This is a genomic window from Paenibacillus sp. FSL L8-0641 (genome assembly GCF_038006265.1).
In the GTDB taxonomy this organism is placed as follows: domain Bacteria; phylum Bacillota; class Bacilli; order Paenibacillales; family Paenibacillaceae; genus Paenibacillus; species Paenibacillus polymyxa_D.
Genome location: NZ_JBBOUW010000002.1, coordinates 26,163 through 47,560 on the forward strand (window position 1 = coordinate 26,163; position 21,398 = coordinate 47,560).

Below are 21,398 nucleotides of genomic sequence, written 5' to 3' on the forward strand. Positions count from 1 at the left end.
TTGGAGACTTGCGGCTTTTGTGGTTTGTTTAGATTGCCCCAAAGCCATTTGAAAGCTTCGGGGCAGTTTCCCTATTTTGAACTCGGAGCTTGTTTTTAATGCCTACAGTGAGAATCAGGTGAACATTATTCCACTTCCGTCTGTTACTAGTAAGTTCGCTAGCTCAGTTTCCAACATCGCTTTAACGGTTTCTGGATTTTCTTCAAAAGGAAGTTCAAGTGATATTTGCAGTACGTTCTCTAGATGCTGAACAGTGAAGAAAATGATCGAATCCCGATGAAAGTCCCTCTCTTCTGGCAGCACATTTTTAAACAGTTGATATGTTTCCGACGCTTCGCCAAGGTAATTGAAGACAATAGGCAGTTTATTCAGGCTATGCTTTAGATACCGATTGGACTGCGGATACAACGATGTCATTTCGCCATTGTATATGAGATTTAAAAAATTCAGATTATGGGACACGGCCAACTGTATAGTTTTCCTGATCTCATCCCCCTGTTCATCCGCATCTGTAAGCAGTACTGGAATTTGGTCAATAAATTCACCTATAATATCAAAATATTGCTTGTCCTCATATGCCCGGCCATAATTGACGAGAAGAACAGGAACTTCGTTCACTTGCAAATATCTGCGGAAAAAGCGATTGGCCAGTCGTATAGCCAAGTCCCACATGTATTCGACCGCGTCGGAATCATTCCAATTCGCAAGTTCAACTGTCACATCTGTGCCCGTTGTGTAGCTGCGCCCATCGACTGCGAGGAATATAGCATCCGAAGCAGTAGCGAATGCGGACAAGCGAAATTTGTCGACAATCTCTTGATCGCCCATGCCCTGAGGTCCTTTGCGGACCTGACTCACATAATCACGGTAGCTTCCTGCTAGCTGCCCTTTTACATTGCTTATGTCATCAAATGCACGGTACAGCTCACTCTTAACGACCTCTCCGCTCATGTTATCATAGATGAGATGTGAACAAGGGAGCAGCAGCAAATGATCCCGTAAATTGAGGCGAACAAGCGCAATACGATATAACAAGTCTCCGGTTGTTTCATAAGGGTTCATAAAGAATGCAGGCAATATATGTGAGAGTATACGATTTTGCATCTCTGCATCGTAGTTCGATAAATCTATCATTGGAATGTCCATGCGCTCCTTCATGGACAACGTTTCCCATTCACATCCGATATCCGTTTGGACCAACACACTTCTAAAGAGTTCATGGCGCTCTATCAGGCGTTGCATGACTGCAGATAACCGTTCTACATCCAGCAGGTAACTATCAAAAGGAACGACACCTCCTGAGGGTTGCGGATGCTCCAAATGATAATGTTGAGCGGGAGCAAGCGCATAGCGTTGTAAAGGCTCTCCTGCTAGCATAGTGCTGTTCCATTGGTCATTCATCCGCAGCAGATGTTCCAGCCATTCCTCAGCATGCAGCTTCACTGCTTCATCGTCTACCATCGTATCTGTGTACAGCTTTTCACAGCCAAGTACTTGGACAGCTTCTTCAAAAGGAAGCAAATGATGTGGATGAAGGTCAGGATGAAGGCGTGACAAAATGACTTTTTTCAGGGCCTCTGCTTGTACAGAATCGAAAGGATCTATGTGCAAAGTTAATTGATCTCGTCCTTCAACGGTTGTTGATTGGAAATGAGCATATACGTCATAAGCCTTTTCGATGATGTCTATTGCCTCGGCAATATCACGTGTTAGTATATCCGGCATCGAAGTGTCTGCTCGCATATACTCTGACATTTGGCGAATAGTCTGATATTGAAACACCTGATTAATTCCTATTTCAATGCCAACAGCCTTAGCCTGTGAAACCAATTGAATGGCTTTTAGGGAGTGTCCGCCTAAATTAAAATAGTTATCATCAATGCCAACAATACTGACACCCAAATTCTGCTTCCAAATATCTACCATATGTCGTTCCATGTCGGTTCGCGGGGCTGCATATTCAACACCTGTTTGAATGTCTCCATCCGGCGCAGGCAACGCTTTGCGGTCAATTTTCCCGTTTGGTGTCAGCGGGAAATGATCCAGTTGTACGACATAAGTCGGGATCATATAACCCGGCAGCTTGGGCTGCAGCAGGTTGCGCAGCTCTGGCAAATTCAGCGCCTCCGAGGCTACGACATACGCACACAAATCCTTGTCTCCGTCTTCGTCTTCCCAGGCGGTGACGATGGCTTTCTGAATGCCGTCCACGGTCAGCAGCTGTGCTTCCACCTCGCCCAATTCAATCCGGAAGCCCCGGATTTTGACCTGATCATCCATCCGGCCGATAAAGTCCACATTGCCATCCGGCATCCACCGCGCCAAATCGCCTGTGCGGTACAATCGTTCACCCGGTACATATGGGTTCGCTACGAATTTCTCGGCTGTCAGGTCTGCACGATTCAGGTAGCCTCGTGCCACCCCGGCTCCGCCAATGCACAGCTCACCCAGTACGCCGATCGGCACCGGATTCAGCTGGCTGTCCACGATATAGAAACGTGCGTTCAGCCACGCCTGACCAATCGGCACATTGCCGCTGCTTGGTAGCTTCGACAGCTCTTCGTCGTAGAAGCTAGAGTCGATTGCCGCTTCTGTGACACCATAGCTGTTCATAATGCGGATATCCGCGCCAAACCATTCTTGCAGCACCCGGTAATCTGTCACGCTACAGCTATCCGAGCTGGTGATCAGCAATTCCAGACTGCTCATGTCCAGTCCCTGTTCATGCACATGTTGCATAAACGGTACGATCAGGGCCGGGGTCGATTCGAATACGGTAATCTGGTAATCGCGAATCCAGCCATACAAACGGCTAAAATCAATCCGGTCGTCTTTCGGACAAATGACCATCGTTCCCCCGTTATAGAGCGTCCGCGCGATATCTCCGACGAATACGTCGAACGAGAAGCTCGCCAGCTGCAGCAGTCGTACCGGGAACTCGCTCAGACGGTAATCTCGGCGATACGCCGCAGCCGTATTCACTAAGCTGCGATGCTCAATCACGACCCCTTTTGGACGTCCCGTTGTACCGGACGTGTAGATCACATACGCCAGATCGTGTGGTTCGTTGATGTGATCGACGTCTGTGGTATCTCCGATGTACAGCGACTCATCATCCAACGCCAGCATAGTCTGCAGACGTAGTCTCGTTGCCAGTTCGGATGCTACTTCGCTATCAGGTGACGAAGTTGCTGTTCCATTCAGGGTTCCATGGAGAGTACCTGATTCCATCGTTTCAGCGCCAGCCGCTGTTTCTAACTCGGCTTCAGATTGCCCTCCGGCCAAGGCCTGTCGGCTTTCCTCCAGCCATGCCTGCGCACGGTCCTGCAAGCCCGTCTGGGTCAACAGTACCGTCGCACCGCTGTCCTCCAGCATGAAATGAATACGTTCTGATGGATAGTCTGCATCCAGCGGCACATATGCGCCTCCAGCTTTCCACACCGCCAAAACGCCGACCAGCATGTCCACCGAACGTTCACTTAAAATGCCGACAATCGACTCGCGTCCAATGCCTTCATTCCGCAATCTACGCGCCAATTGGTTCGCACGCTCGTTCAGTTTCCGGTACGTAAGCTGCTGCTCCTCGTACACCACCGCCACGTGATCCGGCACAAGCTGTGCCTGTTCTTCCACAAAGGTATGGAAGAAGGCTTCTACTTCAACTACAGCAACATCCGATACCCCCACATTTCCAAATCCATGGATGATTTGTGCTTTTTCCTCGGCAGGTACCATCTCCAAAGCTGCCAGTGGCTGCTGCGGATGAAGGGTAATTGCACGTACAAGTTCGGTAAAATGCTGTGCCAAGCGCGTGATGGTCTCAGGCTTGTACAGCGCCGTGCTGTATTCCAGACTGCAAACTATACCATCCGGCTGCTCCACTGCATCCAGAGTCAGATCAAATTTGGCCGTATTATTTTCCACCGGATATGAATGTAAGGTCAGACCTTCCAGACGGAACTCCTGTTGCTCCAATGTTTTCAACTCAAACATCGTGTCAAACAACGCATTTCGGCTCGTATCCCGCGTTAAATTCAGCTTTTCAACCAGCTCTTCAAAAGGATAGTCCTGATGCTCATAAGCACTAAGCGCATGCTCTTTAACCTCTTGCAGATAATCAAGGAACGTTTTGTCGCCAGACGGATAATTGCGGATCGCCAGCGTGTTGATGAAAACACCTACGAGGCTCTCCAGTTCCGCATGCGGTCTTCCAGCAATCGGCGTTCCGACTACGATATCTTCTTGGCCTGTGTATTTATGCAAGAGCGTGGTGTATGCCGCCAGGAGCACTATATACAGGGTTGCGCCTGTTTGTGCCGCCAGTTCTTTCAGGCGTTCGCTAACTTCACGCTCCAGTCCGAATTCGATCGTATCCCCTGCCGTACTCTGCACTGCCGGACGGGCAAAGTCGGTTGACAGATCCAGCGCAGGTACTCCGCCCCGGAAGGTGTCGAGCCAGTACGCTTCCTGACGCTGCATCCACTCCTGATGGGCTTCGCTTTGCTGCCATACCGCATAGTCTTTGTACTGAATCCGCAATGGTAATAGCTCTTCACCGCTATACAACCGGACAAATTCATCGGTCAGTACCTCCATCGACACACCATCCGAAACGATATGGTGCATGTCGAGCATGAGCAGATGCTGAGATTCCTGCTCTACTCCTTGTACGCCCAAGTCCACCAAGCCTACCCGCAGCAGTGGCACAGCTTTTAGATCAAACGGACGGACAAACTGCTGCACAAGCTCTTGTGCTTCCTGGCTGACTGTCGTGTCCGTAGCTGTGTCCTGATCTGTATCCGTAGTCGCACGCTCTGCCTGTACCTTCGTATATTCCACCTCAAACGACACCGTATCCTCAACCCATTGCATCGGCTCATTGTCCACCAGCTCAAAGCGGGTACGCAACGTCGCATGACGGGTGATTAATTGACGGAACGCGTCTTCTACCTGTTTCACATCCAGCGGTCCGCTCATTTGCAGCACCGACGGCATGTTGTAGTTCACATCATTCGGGTCGAACTGATGCAGCACATACAGTCGTTTTTGCGCCGAGGAAAGCGGGTAGAAGCTGCGTTCTTCCGTCACCGGAATGGACGCATACGCTACTTGATCCAGACCTTCTATGATCACTGCCAGTTGTTCAATCGTTGGCGCTTCAAAAATACTGCGTAGTGGGAGCAGCTTGTTCAGCTCCTTGTGAATTTTTGAGGCCAGCGTCGTCGCCCGCAGCGAGTGTCCGCCAATCTCAAAAAAGTTTTCCTTCACACCGACCTGCTCCAGACCCAGCACATCCTGCCAAATTTGTGCCAGCTTCACTTCCACCCATGTCCGCGGTGCGACATAATCAGCTCTGCTTTGCAGACTGTCTTCCGGTGCCGGCAGTGCCTTGCGATCAATTTTTCCGTTCGGTGTCAGCGGCATGTTCTGCAGTTGTATAAAATACGACGGTACCATATAGTTCGGCAATTTCTCATTCAGCAAATTCAATATCATACTGCCGCTGATTTCTTTTTCAGCTACGTAGTAAGCGGCCAAATGATAGTCTCCCTGCTGATCTGCACGAGCCATGACAATAGATTCCTTAACACCGTCCACCTTGATAATTTGCGCTTCAATCTCACCGAGTTCAATCCGATACCCGCGGATTTTGACCTGATGGTCAATCCTACCCAAATATTCAATGTTCCCATCTGGCAACCATCGTGCCAAGTCACCTGTACGGTACATTCGCTCATAGCCAACTTCCTCTGCTGCAAACAGATTGGCTACGAATTTTTCTTTTGTCAGCTCTGGACGGTGCAGATAGCCGCGTGCCAGCCCCGGACCGGATACACACAGCTCACCAGGGACTCCTCCAGGTGAAAGATTTCCGTGTGTATCCACTATATACACGCGGTGATTAGATACTGGCCGTCCAATGGATATGATTCCACCTAACTCAGAATTTCCTTCCGATACCGGCCAAAGAGACGTTGCAACGGAATTTTCGGTAGGACCATACGCATTGTAATAAACCACCCGATCCTTCCATTCGGACACCAGTTCTGCGGTAGAGGCCGATCCTGCTGTAAGCAGAACACGCAAATCAGGCATGCGATCCGGGTTCAGGTATACAGCATAGTTTGGCGGCAGCGTTGCAATTGTAATTCTGCAGGCAGCCATGTATTGCTCAAAACGTTCATAATTTAAAATAGTCTCGGAGGAAGGTATATACAATGTCGCTCCGCATAGTAAAGACTGGATTATTTCCGAGCATGATGTATCAAACGAATAACTGGCAAACATGACAACCCGATCGGACAAGCCAATACTCAATTTTTGCTCGAAGTAGGTTTTAAGATTACTAAGACCGTGATGCTCAAGCATTACTCCCTTAGGCTGACCCGTCGTTCCGGACGTATAGATGACATATGCCAGATCGTTTGGACCCGATACAGCCTCCAGATTCGAACCGTTCTGATGATATACGGACAGCATTTCCCCGCGTTCATCCGCTTTTCTTGTATCGGAAGCGACTCCGTCCTGTTCACCGTCAAGCACCAACACCTTGCCTCCAAACAGCACCTTTTCCGTCAAGTGCTGTTGCGTTAACAACAGTTCCGTACCTGAGTCGTCCAGCATGTAGCGGATGCGTTCCTCCGGATAGGTTGGGTCTATCGGGATATATGCTCCTCCCGCCTTCAAAATTCCTAATATGCCCACAATCATATCTACGGAACGCTCTGTCATCAGACTAACCAGACTATCGGCTTTAACGCCATAGCTGCGTAAAGTACGGGCCAACCGGTTAGCGCGCTCGTTCAATTCATGGTAGGTCAATTGTTGGCCTTCAAAATATACAGCTGTCTGATCCGAAGTCTGCAAAACCTGTTCCTCGAACAGTCCGTGAATTGTTTGTTCACGCTGGTACTCTGCCGCGGTATTTCCCCACACATGGATGATGTGCTCCCGCTCCTGCTTAGTCAGCAGATCCATTTCCCTAATTAAACTATCCGGATTCGCTATAATTTGATCCAGCAACCGCAGTAGATGTCCTTGAATCTGCGACACACTCTGAAGATCATATGCCTGGGCATTGTAGGCAAAATCAATTCGTAGTGTATCTCCCTGAAATACTATGATGCTTAAATCGTAGCTTTCTTGCTCAGTATTGGCATCCTCCAAAGTAGTCTCAAAAACCATTCTGTGACCAAAAAGTGCCAGCTGTTTCACTTTCGTTGTAACTATTTCGGACATTGGCAAATGTCCATATACCGCAGATTCATCGGTTTGCTGCTGCACTTTTCTCATCAACCCGCTAAAGTTCGCTCCTGCTTCAGTTCGAATGCGAACTGGCAAGGTGTGGTTACCCAGTCCAGATGAATGCCTCGGTTCCAACATATCTGTCAAAGGACTTGATATGGAGCAAGCGAACGCCACATCATCTGTACCGTTATACTTTTGCAATAAAATTCCCCAGGCTGTCTGCAGCAGCGTATTTGTCGTCACCTGCTCATTCAGTGCAATTCGCTGCAGTGCCACCGTACGTTCAACATCCAAATTAATCTCCAGATGCTCTGTCTGATATGGACTGCGCCCCATCAGATTGGCATATGGCAATTGAGGTGCTTCTTCATAACCTTCGAGCAGAGTACTCCAGTAGCGAGAAGTCTTTAGGGTGTCCCTATGTTTTTTTAGAATCCCTTTGTCTTCTTCCGAAATCAGCGTCAATTCGCCCAGCTTAGCATTGGGATCGGCTACAACGGTTTTGACCAACTGTACAAAATGCCTTGCCATGCTTTCTACCGTTTCCCGTTTAAACAAAGATGTAGCGTACAGAAATTGGAGCTGGATAGATGCTTCCTCCTCACTGACTTCAAGCGTCAGGTCGAATTTCGCAGAAACCTGATCTATCCCAAAAGAGCGGAAGAACAACTTGTCCAACTTCATTTCCTTTTTCTCCACATTCTGCAATACAAACATCGTGTCGAACAACGGATTACGGCTCATATCTCGTTTCAGGTCGAGCTTTTCCACCAGCTCCTCAAACGGATAATCCTGATGCGCATATGCTTGCAGTGCACACGTCTTGGCGTCCTCAATACAGTTATAAAACGTTTGTTCAGCGTGAGGATGATTACGTAATGCGAGCGTGCCGACAAACATACCGAGTATAGGCTCCAGGTCAGCATGTGGTCTACCTGCAATCGGAGTACCCACAATGATGTCTTCCTGCCCTGTGTAATAATGCAGCAATGCTGTGTATGCAGCCATAAGTACCATGTACAGCGTAGAATCCGTATGCACCGCCAGTTCTTTTAAACACTGAGTCAATTCCTGTCCCATTTCAAATTCAACAGCGTCACCTTCCGTACATCGTATTGCCGGACGCTCAAAATCAGTTGGCAAATCCAGTTGAGGCAAATCGCCACTAAATCTATTCAGCCAGTACTCTCCCTGACTCTTTATTCGCTCCTGCTGAGTTTTGCTATGCTGCCACACAGCATAGTCTGTATATTGAATACGCAGCGGAGATAATACTTCACCGCTATATAAGCGGGCAAAATCACCAGCCAATATTTCAATGGATACCCCGTCTGAAACGATGTGGTGCATATCAAGCATCAATAAGTGCTGCGGCTCCTGTCCTTCTTCGTCCAATCCCAATTTGACCAGCTTTACACGTAGTAACGGAGCGATCTTCAAGTCAAATGGACGAACAAAGGAACGGGCATGTTCTTCTGCTAAATTCTCAAGCATAAGTTCATTGGATTCTGTCCGCAGTTCTGATATTGTGTCATATTCCAACTCAAAGTGAATCGTTTCGTGAACCCGCTGCATCGGCACACCATTTACCAGTTCAAAGCTTGTCCGGAGGGCTACGTGACGTGAAATTAATTGATGGAATGCCTCTTCCACCTGCTTCACATCTATCGGACCGATTATTCTCAGTGCTGATGTGGTGTTATAGCTTATTCCATCCGGATCCAGCTGGTGAAGCACATACATCCGTGTCTGTGCGAAAGAAAGCGGGTAAGTGTCACGTTCTTCTGCCACCGGTATGGATGCATATGTGATTTGATCCTGTTCTTCAAGCAAGGCCGCCAATTGCTCGATCGTCGGTGCATCAAATATGTTTTGCAGATCCATCGGTTTGTTTAAATCTTTGCGAACTCTAGAAGTCAGTGTCGTTGCCCTCAGCGAATGACCGCCAATTTCAAAGAAATTTTCGTCGATGCCTATTTGTGGTAGTCCCAGTACATCCTGCCAGATGTCTGCCAATTTTATTTCCATCCATGTTCGCGGTGCAACATGATCGGTCAAACGACCTTCTGGCATCGGCAGCGCCTTACGATCAATTTTACCGTTTGGTGTAAGAGGTACGTTCTGCAATTGAATGAAATGTGAAGGGACCATATAATTCGGGAGTTCTTCATTTAACATCTTGCGAAGCTCGCTCCCCGTCACTTCCCGTTCCGCTACATAATAAGCAACGAGTTCATGTTGGTTTTGGCTATTTGCATGTGCCAGTACGATGACCTCTTGCATGCGATCTGCCTTCAGCATAGCCGCCTCAACTTCGCCCAGCTCAATCCGGTAACCACGAATTTTGACCTGCTGGTCGATCCGTCCCAGGTACTCAATGTTACCGTCCGGCATCCATCTCGCCAGGTCGCCTGTCCGATACATGCGTTCATAGCCCGCTTCCCCATCTGCAAACGGATTGGTCACAAATTGGTCTGCCGTTAATTCCGGACGGTGCAGATAACCGCGTGCCAGTCCTGGGCCGGATACGCACAGTTCACCAGGGATTCCTGACGGTGAAAGCTGTCCATGTGCATCGACCATATACACACGGTGATTCGGTACAGGACGTCCGATTGAGATACACATTCCTGCTTCGGGAACTTCCGGTGAGAGCCAAATAGACGTTGTTATGGAATTTTCCGTTGGACCGTAAGCATTGTAGTATGTCACATGATCCTTCCATTTGGATACCAATTCTGGTGAGGCAGCCGAACCGCCTGTAAACAGGATGCGCAGATCCGGCATTCGTTCCGGATTCAAGTATACAGCATAGGTCGGCGGCAATATCGTAATTGTAATTCGATGATCCGCCATATACTGCTCAAACTTGTCATAGCTGAGAATGGTTTCTGATGTCGGAATGCATAAAGTGGCCCCGTTGAAGAGCGCCTGAAGCATTTCCCAGATCGAAGCATCAAAGGAATAGCTGGCAAATGATACGACACGATCCGAGCCGCTGATCCGCAGCGTCTCCCTGAAGTACGTATGCAGATTGCAGAGTCCACGATGCTCAAGCATTACTCCCTTAGGCTGGCCTGTCGTTCCGGACGTATAAATCACATACGCTAGGTTATGAGGACCGGATATGGCCTCCAAATTCGTACCATCCCTGTGATATACGGACACAGGGTTCCCTTTTGCTTCAGCCGAACTTGCATCCACAGTGGCTTCGTCCATTTCTGCGTCCAACAGCAGTACCTTGCCCCTAAATTCCACTTTTTCCACCAAATGCTGCTGCGTTAACAGCAGTTCCGTGCCTGAATCGTCCAGCATATAGCGGATGCGGTTCTCCGGATAAGTCGGATCGACCGGAATGTAGGCGCCCCCTGCCTTAAAAATACCCAAGATGCCGACAATCATGTCAATCGATCGCTCTGTCATCAGGCCGACCAGACCGTCTGCCATCACACCGTTGCTGCGTAAAGTACGCGCCAAACGGTTCGCCCGCTCATTTAATTCACGGTAGGTCACTTGCGCTCCTTCAAAATATACTGCTGCCTGCTCCGGTGTCTGCATGACCTGCTCCTCAAACAATCCGTGAATCGTCTGCTCACGTGGATATGCTGCTGTCGTGTCACACCAAGCACCCAGCATTTGCTCGCGTTCTTGCGCGGTTAATATATCCAGCTCGCAAATCCGGCCAGCTGGATTTACCTTGATTTGCTCCAGCAGTTGCAGCAGATGCCCCTGAATCTGTTCTACCCTTTCGTAATCATATACCTGGGCATTGTAACCGAAATGAACCCGTAGCGTCTCTCCCGGTAACACCACGATGTTAAAATCATAATTCGTCTGCTCAACTGCATCTACTCCGGTTATTTTAAAATCAGCTTCTTCCCTTTCACCTAATTGCTCAATTTGTTCATCTATCGGATAGTTCTCAAATACCATAATATGATTAATCAGTTCCACTTTTTGCTCAGCCTGTGCCTGAATCTCATAGAGTGGGAACGTTTCGTATGTTCCTGAAGCAAGCGCCTGTCGCTGAGTTTGCTTCATCAGCTCTGTAAATGCAGTTGCTTGTCCGCCTTGAATACGGACGGGGACCGTGTTAATGAATAGTCCAATCATCTGCTCTACTCCGGCAATGTCCGCTGGGCGTCCAGAAACCACGCTCCCGAAAACAACATCCTCTGTGCGATTATACTTTTGTAATAAAACACCCCAGGCCGTTTGCAGCAGCGTATTTATCGTTACCTGTTCTTGCTTTGCTAGTTGCAGCAAGGCCCTTGTCAGGTCTATACCTAAATCAAATTCCAGATATTCGGCCTCATATCCCTGGGTCTTCCCTGTTTTGGCCTGCGGCAAGACCGCCGTTTCCTCATAGCCCCACAGGTAACCGCTCCAATACTCCGCTGCTTCCTGACGGTTCTGCCCCTCCAGCCATTCGATGTATCGACTGTATGGTGTTACCACCGGCAATTGCGGTGGCTTCCCCTCTGTAAGAGCGGTATATCCTCCAAAGACCTCATTGGTGACCAGTGACAAGCACCAGCCGTCCATGATGATGTGGTGGAAACTCCATACAAAATGGTATGAATCGTCTGATGTACGCAAGATAGATACACGCATCAGTGCATCCTTTGCCAGATCAAAGCCTCTCTGCTGATCTCGACGCGTGAACTCCTCAATATACTGCTCTTGCGCCGTCTTCTCCTTCTCACGTATATCCTCTACGTACAGTTCTCCGCGTTTATTCCGGTACACCACTTGCAACGGCTGGTCCTGCAAATCGCTCCGGAAGTTGGTCCGCAGTGCTGAATGACGCTTTACCAGCAAGTCCAGACTGGCAGCGAATGCAGTGAGATCCAGCGTTCCCTTTAGTTCAAAGGTGGACTGCTCCACATAGGCGCTCGATTGGAAATCCAGCATGTTGTGAAACAGCATGCCTTTTTGCATCGGCGTCATGGGGTACATATTCTCAAGCTCTTCGTCAGACTGAATCTGCTCCACCATCCGGTTCAGTTCTTCAAGGCTTAAGTCTGAAAGCAGCACATCACTTGGTGTCAATTCGGATTGCTCCCGAGATGCACAATGCTGAACTACTTCCAGCACGTTCTGCTTGAATTGCTCTGCTAGTTGCTCAGCAGCATTTTGTTGGAGTGCCTTATTGTTGTATTGAATGCTTAGTTCCAGCATGCCATCTGTAACGAGTCCTCCCACGTCCATAATACAGGACATTTGGGTCAGTTCATGAGTATTAGCTCCGCTGGAATATGGAGAAAAATGCATGCCGCTATGCTGCAATGTCTGATCAAATTCGCCTAAATAATTAAAGCTGATCTGTGGCTCGGCATATGTTGCCCGGGACGGTCCATTCTGGCTGAGATATCTCCAGATGCCGTATCCAATTCCTTTATGTGGAATGTTGCGCAGCATCTCCTTCATCCGTTTAATGTGCCCGGAGATATCTTCTTCCTGGTTAATCCGCAGTAGCACTGGGTATTGGCTTGTAAACCAGCCGACCGTTCGTGATATATCCGTATCCTTCATGATATCTTCCCGGCCATGGCCTTCGAGAAGAATCGCAACCTGCTCACTGCCAGTCCAAGCGCTTAGCGTCTTGCCGAGTGCCGTCAACAACAGATCATTCACTTCTGTGTTGTACGCGCGGTGGGCTTGCTTCAGTAGTTGATCAGTCTCTTCCTTCGTAAGCCTCACATTTACGATACCCATGTCTTGCTGCATAGACCTACCACTATGCTCTTGGGACGCTGGAAGTTGGGACGAATCGTATGCCGCCGATTCGTTCACTTGCTTCCAGTATGCGTGCTCACTTTCCATCTCAGGGCTGTCGGCATAGGCTGACAACCGCTCCGACCACACCCGGAAGGAGTCTGTTTTGGCCGGGAGCTGTATGACTTCTCCACGTACAGCCTGCTCATAGGCATTCGACAAATCTTCCAACAGTACCCGCCACGATACGCCATCTACCACCATATGATGAATAGCCAGTAGCAGATGGTCCCCATCAGCGCAGTGGAACAGACCCACTTTCAGCAAAGGTCCTTCATCCAGTCGGATGCTACTCTGAATAGTGTTGGCACTGGCTTCTATAGCTTGACCCAATGTGGGACCGATTGGCACGTCTTTGAACTCGACCACTTCTAGATCATACAGCTTCCCTTCCTTCACTCCGCGGTTCCACGCTTTCCAGCCTTGATCCGTCTGGCGGAACACCATCCGCAACGCATCATGGTGCACCACCAACTGCGTCAATGCTTGGCGTAGCGACTCTTCCTCGAATCCTTGCTCCCGCTGAAGCATAACTGCCTGATTAAAGTGGTCCGGCACAGGCTGCCCTTGTTCCACAAACCACTCCTGAATCGGTGTCAGCACCACGGCTCCGCTGACCTCTTCCTGATCAGCTAATTGGCTATCCGACACACGCAGATGCGTCGCTAGCTCAGCAACCTCAGGATACTTAAACAAGTCTTTGATATCCAACTTGTATCCTGCCTGCAGTAGGCGTGAGGATACCTGAATCGCCTTGATCGAGTCCCCGCCCCGATCAAAAAATTGATCCGTCAGTCCGACCGGACCGCCGCCCAGCACAGCCTCCCATACACTGGCCAGAGCCTGCTCCGCTGCTGTCTGCGGAGCACTATATTCCTGCGTGGAGCGGGAAATCTGCTCCGGTGCCGGCAAAGCCTTACGGTCGATTTTGCCGTTGGGTGTGAGCGGCATTTGCTGCATCTGAACAAAGTACGAGGGAACCATATAATTCGGGAGTTCTTCACTCAGCAGCTTGCGAAGCTCACTCCCCGTCACTTCCCGTTCTGCCACATAATAGGCAACCAGTTCGTGTTGGTTTTGGCTGTTTGCATGTGCCAGTACGATGACCTCTTGCATGCGATCTGCCTTCAGCATAGCCGACTCGACCTCGCCCAGCTCAATTCGGTAGCCGCGAATTTTAACTTGTTGATCCATCCGTCCAGCGTATTCTAATGTACCGTCTTCACGCCAGCGAACAAGGTCTCCCGTGCAGTACAGGCGATCTCCGTCCACCCACGGATTGGCAAGGAATCTCTCAGCCGTCAAATCAGGACGGTTCAGGTAACCGCGTGCGACTCCGTCTCCGCCAACAACCAGCTCACCCCATGCTCCAATCGGCTGCAGGTTAAACGCCGAATCGACCACATACGCCGTCGAGTTGCGGATAGGGCGCCCGATCGGCACAGAATCAAGCTGTTCTTCCTTAATATGATAAGTCGTCGAAAAAGTAGTATTTTCCGTTGGTCCATAGCCGTTAATGATATTCATGTCCGGATTATCACGCAGCACCCGATTGATATGCGGTGCAGACAGCACATCGCCTCCGACCAGCAAATACTTCACATCTCCGAACAATTTACTGTCCTGCTGCGAAAGCTGATTAAATAGCGGTGTAGTCAGCCACATCATAGTAATGCGATGGTCCCGTATAGTCTCCTTGAGCTTAGCTACGTCCAAAAGATCATCCTTATGCACGAGTACAAGCTCACCGCCGTTCAGTAGCGCCCCCCAAATTTCAAACGTAGACACATCAAATACAAACGCGCCAGTCTGCAACATTCGGATCGATTCATCGAACGGCACATAATCCGTATTACGCACCAAGCGCACGACACTTTGATGCTCAACAACGACGCCCTTAGGCTTGCCTGTTGATCCCGAGGTATAGATGACATAAGCAGCATGTTCGCCTGATCCATCTATTCCTAAATTGGAAGTATCCGGACTGTGGGACGTATTCTCATTCAGATTGACAATCTGTCCATCAAAATAGCAACGTTCCAGTAAATCTTGTTGAGTCAGCAGCAGTTTAGCTCCCGAGTCCTCCAGCATATAGCGGATACGTTCCTCCGGATATTGAGGATCTATCGGCACATACGCGCCTCCAGCCTTCAAAATAGCCAACGTTCCGCTAATCATATCCAACGAACGCTCCGTTAGAATGCCGACAGGCTCATTGGCCTTCACTCCAGCAGTCTGTAGTGTATGCGCTATGCGGTTAGCCTGCTCATTCAGTTCCCGATAGGTTAGAGATTGATGCCCCAAAGCTACAGCAATATGATCAGGCGTACGCGCAGCCTGCTCCTCAAACAGCTTTTGGATCGTCTGATTGCGCGGATATACAGAAGCCGTGTCGTTAAACTCGCCTGTAATCTGTTGTCTTTCCGCCGTTGTCACCAATTCCAGTTCTTCAACGCGAACATGCGGGTTGAACGAAATTTGCTCCAGCAGACGAGCAAAATGACCATGCAGACGCTCAATGCCGGTTTGATCAAAGCTCAATGCGTTATACATAAAACGAATATTTATGCCTTCTCCCGGCATCACGACGACGTTCAGATCGTAGTTGGTTTGCTCTGTAGCCACCGCGTTTAAAATTGTGAATGCATTCTGCCCATCACTTCCCAGCTGCTCTACCTGCTGCTCCACCGGATAATTTTCGAATATCATAATGTGCTTGATTAGATCCTGCTTCTGCTCGGTCAGTGCCTGAATTTCATACAGCGGGAACGTGTCATAGACATTGGCAGAAAGCGCCTGTCGCTGAGTTTCCTTCATTAATTCAGTAAATGCAGTTGTTGGTTTACCTTGAACACGGACTGGGATGGTATTAATGAAAAGTCCGATCATTTGCTCTACTCCCGCAATGTTCGTTGGACGGCCCGACACCACACTACCGAAAACGACATCCTCTGTGCGGTTATATTTTTGCAGCAAAACACCCCAGGCCGTTTGCATCAGCGTATTTATCGTTACCTGTTCTTGCTTTGCCAGCCGCAGAAGTTCCGCCGTCAAATCTATACCTAAATCAAATTCCAGATATTCGGCCTCATATCCCTTCACCTTCCCTGTTTGGGCCTGAGGCAAGACCGCCGTCTCCTCATAGCCCCGCAGGTAACCGCTCCAATACTCCGCTGCTTCCTGACGATTCTGCCCCTCCAGCCATTCGATGTATCGGCTGTATGGTGTTACCACAGGTAATTGCGGTGGCTTCCCTTCTGTAAGGGCGGTATATCCTTCAAAGACCTCATTGGTGACCAGTGACAAACACCAACCATCCATAATGATGTGATGGAAGCTCCATACAAAATGGTATGAATCGTCTGATGTACGCAAGATAGATACCCGCATCAGTGTATCCTTGGCCAGATCAAAGCCCCTCTGCTGATCCCGACGCGCGAACTCCTCGATATATTGCTCCTGCGCCACCCTCTCCTTCTCACGTATATCCTCCACGTACAGCTCTCCGCGTTTATTCCGGTACACCACTTGCAAGGGCTCATCCTGCAAATCGCTCCGGAAGTTGGTCCGCAGTGCTGAGTGACGTTGCACCAGCAAGTCCAGACTGGCGGAGAATGCAGCAAGATCCAGCGTTCCCTTCAGTTCAAAGGTGGACTGCTCCACATACGCGCTGGACCGGGAATCCAGCATATTGTGGAACAGCATGCCTTTTTGCATCGGCGTCATGGGGTATATATTCTCAAGCTCTCCGTCAGGCTGAATCTGCTCCACCATCCGGTCCAATGCTTCCAGGCTTAGACCCGGAAGCAGCACATCACTCGGCGTCAATTCAGAACGCTCCCGTGATATACAGTGGCGGATCACTTCCAGCACATTCTGCTTGAGTTCCCTGGCTAGTTTTATTACATTATCTCCCTGTAATACTTTTGTGTTATAACGAATATCCAGCTCAAGCATTTCATCTGTTACAATGCCCCCCACATCCAGGGAACACGGCATTCTCGTCTGTTCGTTAACATCTGCTCCACTGGAGTACGGTGACATGCGCGTTTCGCTGTGCCGCAGCGTCTGATCAAATTCGCCCAAATAATTAAAGCTAATCTGTGGCTCGGCGTATGCCCCTCTAGATACTACGTTCTGGCTGAGATACCTCCAGATGCCGTACCCAATTCCTTTATGTGGAATGCTGCGCAACATCTCCTTCATCCGTTTGATGTGTCCGGATATATGATCTTTCCCTTTAATCCGCAGCAGTACCGGATATTGGCTCGTGAACCAGCCAACTGTTCGTGAAATATCCGTATCCTTCATGATATCTTCACGGCCATGGCCTTCCAGAAGAATTGCAACCTGCTCACTGCCAGTCCAAGTGCTTAACGTCATGCCGAGCGCCGTCAGCAGCAGATCGTTCACTTCTGTGTTGTACGCGCGATGGGCCTGCTTTAGCAGTTGATCAGTCTCTTCTTTCGTGAATTTCAAGCTCAAAGTAGCTGTGTTATTTATGGTCAATGGTTTTTTAGAATCCAGCAATTCTGTAAGCCTTAAAGACTCGTATACTTCCAATTCATTCAATTGCTCCCAGTATGCGTACTCACTTTCCATCTCAGGACTGTCGGCATAGGCTGACAACCGCTCCGACCAGACCCGGAAGGAGTCTGTTTTGGCCGGGAGCTGTATGACTTCTCCACGTACAGCCTGCTCATAGGCATTCGACAAATCCTCCAACAGTATCCGCCACGATACGCCGTCTACCACCATATGATGAATAGCCAGTAGCAGATGGTCCCCATCAGCGCAGTGGAACAGGCCCACTTTCAGCAGAGGTCCTTCATCCAGTCGGATGCTACTCTGAATAGAGCTGGCTTGGGCTTCTATAGCTTGACCCAATGTGGGACCGATCGGCACGTCTTTGAAATCGGCCACTTCCAGATCATACAGCTTCCCTTCCTTCACTCTACGGTTCCACGCTTCCCATCCTTGCTCCGCCTTGCGGAACACCATCCGCAACGCATCATGATGCACCACCAACTGCGTCAGTGCCTGACGTAGCGGCTCTTCCTCGAATCCCTGCTCCCGGTGAAGCATAACCGCCTGATTAAAGTGGTCCGGCACAGGCTGTCCTTGCTCCACAAACCACTGCTGAATCGGCGTCAGCAGCACAGCTCCGCTAACCTCTTCCTGATCAGCTAATTGGGTATCCGACACACGCAGGTGCGTAGCTAGCTCGGCAACCTCAGGGTACTTAAACAAGTCTTTAATATCCAGCTTATACCCTGCCTGCAGCAGGCGTGAGGATACCTGAATTGCCTTGATCGAATCCCCGCCCCGATCAAAAAATTGATCCGTCAGTCCGACTGGTCCGCCGCCCAGCACAGCCTCCCATACACTAGCCAGAGCCTGCTCCGCTGCTGTCCGCGGAGCCCTATATTCCTGCGTGGAACGGGAAATCTGTTCTGGTGCAGGCAATGCCTTACGGTCGATTTTGCCGTTGGGTGTGAGCGGCATTTGCTCCATCTGAACAAAGTGAGAGGGAACCATATAATTCGGGAGTTCTTCACTCAGCTGCTTGCGAAGCTCGCTCCCCGTCACTTCGCGTTCCGCCACGTAGTAGGCAACCAGCTCGTATTGGTTTTGGCGGTTTGCATGTGCCAGTACGATGACCTCTTGCATGCGATCTGCCTTCAGCATAGCCGCCTCAACTTCGCCCAGTTCAATCCGGTAACCGCGAATTTTGACCTGCTGGTCGATCCGGCCTAGGTACTCAATGTTGCCGTCCGGCATCCATCTTGCCAGGTCGCCTGTCCGATACATGCGTTCATAGCCCGCTTCCCCGCCTGCAAACGGATTAGTCACAAATTGTTCAGCCGTTAAATCCGGGCGGTGCAGATAACCGCGAGCCAATCCTGGGCCGGATACACATAACTCTCCTGCTATTCCAGCAGGTAAAAGATGACCAAAAGCATCGATCATGTACACCCGGTGGTTGGGCACGGGACGTCCTATGGAAACGGTATCGATTGCTCCGGGGTGTTCCGACACTGGCCAAATGGACGTTGCTACCGAGTTTTCTGTCGGTCCATAGCCATTAAAATAGGTGACCTGATCCTTCCATTTGGTTACGAGCTCCATCGAGGAAGCCGAACCAGCGGTGAACAGAATACGCAGATCCGGCATTCGTTCTGGATTTAGATACACGGCATAGGTAGGAGGTAATGCCGCCACCGTAATTTTATGATCTGCCATATACTGTTCAAACTGGTTGTAGTTCAGTATGATTTCCGAAGTAGGCACGTAAAGTGTCGCGCCACAAAATAGCGCCTGAAATATTTCCCAGCAAGCAGCATCGAATGCGTAGCTCGCAAACAGTAGGGCATGATCTGACGGACTTATCTGCAATGTTTCATCAAAATACGTTTTCAGGTTACACAATCCATGGTGCTCCAGCATTACACCTTTAGGCTGTCCTGTCGTACCTGAAGTATATATGACGTAGGCTAAATCATTTGCTCCTGATACGGCCTCCAGATTTGATCCTTCCATGTGATACACAGTTGGATCTTCATCCAATACTAGGACTTTTCCTCCAAAGGCGGCCTCTTTGACCTTTTCCACAAGATGGCTTTGCGTCAAAAGCAGGTCTACACCGGAATCGTCAAATATATAACGGATACGTTCCTCTGGATATGACGGATCGATGGGGACATATGCCCCTCCTGCTTTAAGAATAGCGAGGATGCCGACCACCATATCTATAGAACGATCAGTCATGAGCCCAACCAGCCGATCAGTTGTTGTGCCGTAACTACGCAGGGTACGAGCCAATCGGTTAGCACGTTCATTCAGCTCAGCATAAGTCAGACTGGAGTTCTCACAGACAACTGCTGTTGTCTTCGGTGTCTTTTCTGCTTGTTTTTCAAAACAAAGATGGATGGTATCACTAGAAGGATACGAGATCTGTACTCCGCTAAATTCGGATAAAACCTGACTTTTCTCTTCCGTTGTCAGAAATTCCAATTCGGTGATCGGTAGATCCGGCTGTTTAACAATCTGCTCCAGTCCCCGTTTAAGATGAGCTGCAATTAGCTTAATCCAATTTTCATCGTAAACCAGCCGATTATAACTAAAAGTAACTTCATACTGTGATCCAGGAACGACAATCACATTAAAATCATAGTTGGTCTGTACAATATCCTCCACGTCGGTGACCTGAAGTGTATCAGGCCCTTTTTCCGCATGAATAAGCTCCTCTGAGTAAGGATAGTTCTCAAAAACAACAATATGACGGACTAAATTTTGTTTCAAATCCGTGTGATTCTGAATATCTGCTAGGGAAGAATAAGAGTACTGAGTAGACTCGATGTGGGAGTTCTGCACAGATATAAGCAGATCCGAAAAACTCTGGTCCGCATAACTGGTTATGCGTGTTGGTATTGTGTTAATGAACAATCCAACCATATTTTCAATTCCCGGAACTTCATCTGGTCTGCCGGATACTACGGACCCGAACACAACATCCCGGCTGTTGTTGTACATTTGAAGCAATAATCCCCATACCGTTTGAAATACAGTGCTGACTGTCGTGTGGTAGTGTTTAGATATTCTCTCCATTCCTTGAGTTAGTTCTTTTCCCAGCTTGCATGTGTAACGGTCTGCCTCGAAGATTGGATTCAATGGACGGTTATAGCCCGGTAAAATCGTTTCATTTTCCAGCCCATTTAAATACCCCTGCCAATAGGCTGTCGCTTCTTCCTTGTCCTGTTGCTCCAGCCACTGAATAAAACTGCTGTACGGATATACCGTATCCAATTGCGCAGGCACTCCAGACCGAAGGGAAGTATACATAGTAAAAAGTTCCTGGGCTACCGTTCCCATGCACCAACCATCCATTATAATGTGATGAACACTCCAGACAAGTCTGGAAGACTCATCATCCCATTCAAACAGGGCAAGCCGAATCGGAACATCTTTTTCCAAATCGAAACCAGCTTGGCGCTCTGCCTTTAAAAAGGCCGTAAAATGCTCCCTTTTCTCAGCTGCGGGAAAAGCACTGATATTCTCGAAATGAACAGGCAACGCATCACGTTCCTCCAGGACAATTTGAAGCGGACGTTCAGTTTCTTTATACATAAAAATGGTACGGAATATATCATATCGATTCATGAGCTGCTGCAAGCTTTGCTGAACCAGATGAACGTCCAGCACTTCATTAAATGTAATAACGGTCTGCTCAAAGTAAGCTTCTGATTTTGCATCGAGGATGGAATGAAACAACATTCCCTCCTGCATCGGGGACAGCGGATAGATATCTTTAATATTTACCTGTGCCAAATCATTCACCTTTCCTTTATCCATGCAGAATTTGAATTTCAACT

The 21,398-nt window shown here is 49.1% G+C and carries 1 protein-coding gene; it reads right to left on the minus strand.

Going from position 1 to position 21,398, the window contains the following annotated elements; translation table 11 throughout:
- Positions 1-114: 114 nt before the first annotated feature.
- Positions 115-21,396, minus strand: coding sequence for a non-ribosomal peptide synthase/polyketide synthase (locus tag MKY16_RS25250; protein ID WP_340957678.1), 21,282 nt, complete (start codon positions 21,394-21,396; stop codon positions 115-117).
- Positions 21,397-21,398 lie beyond the last annotated feature (2 nt).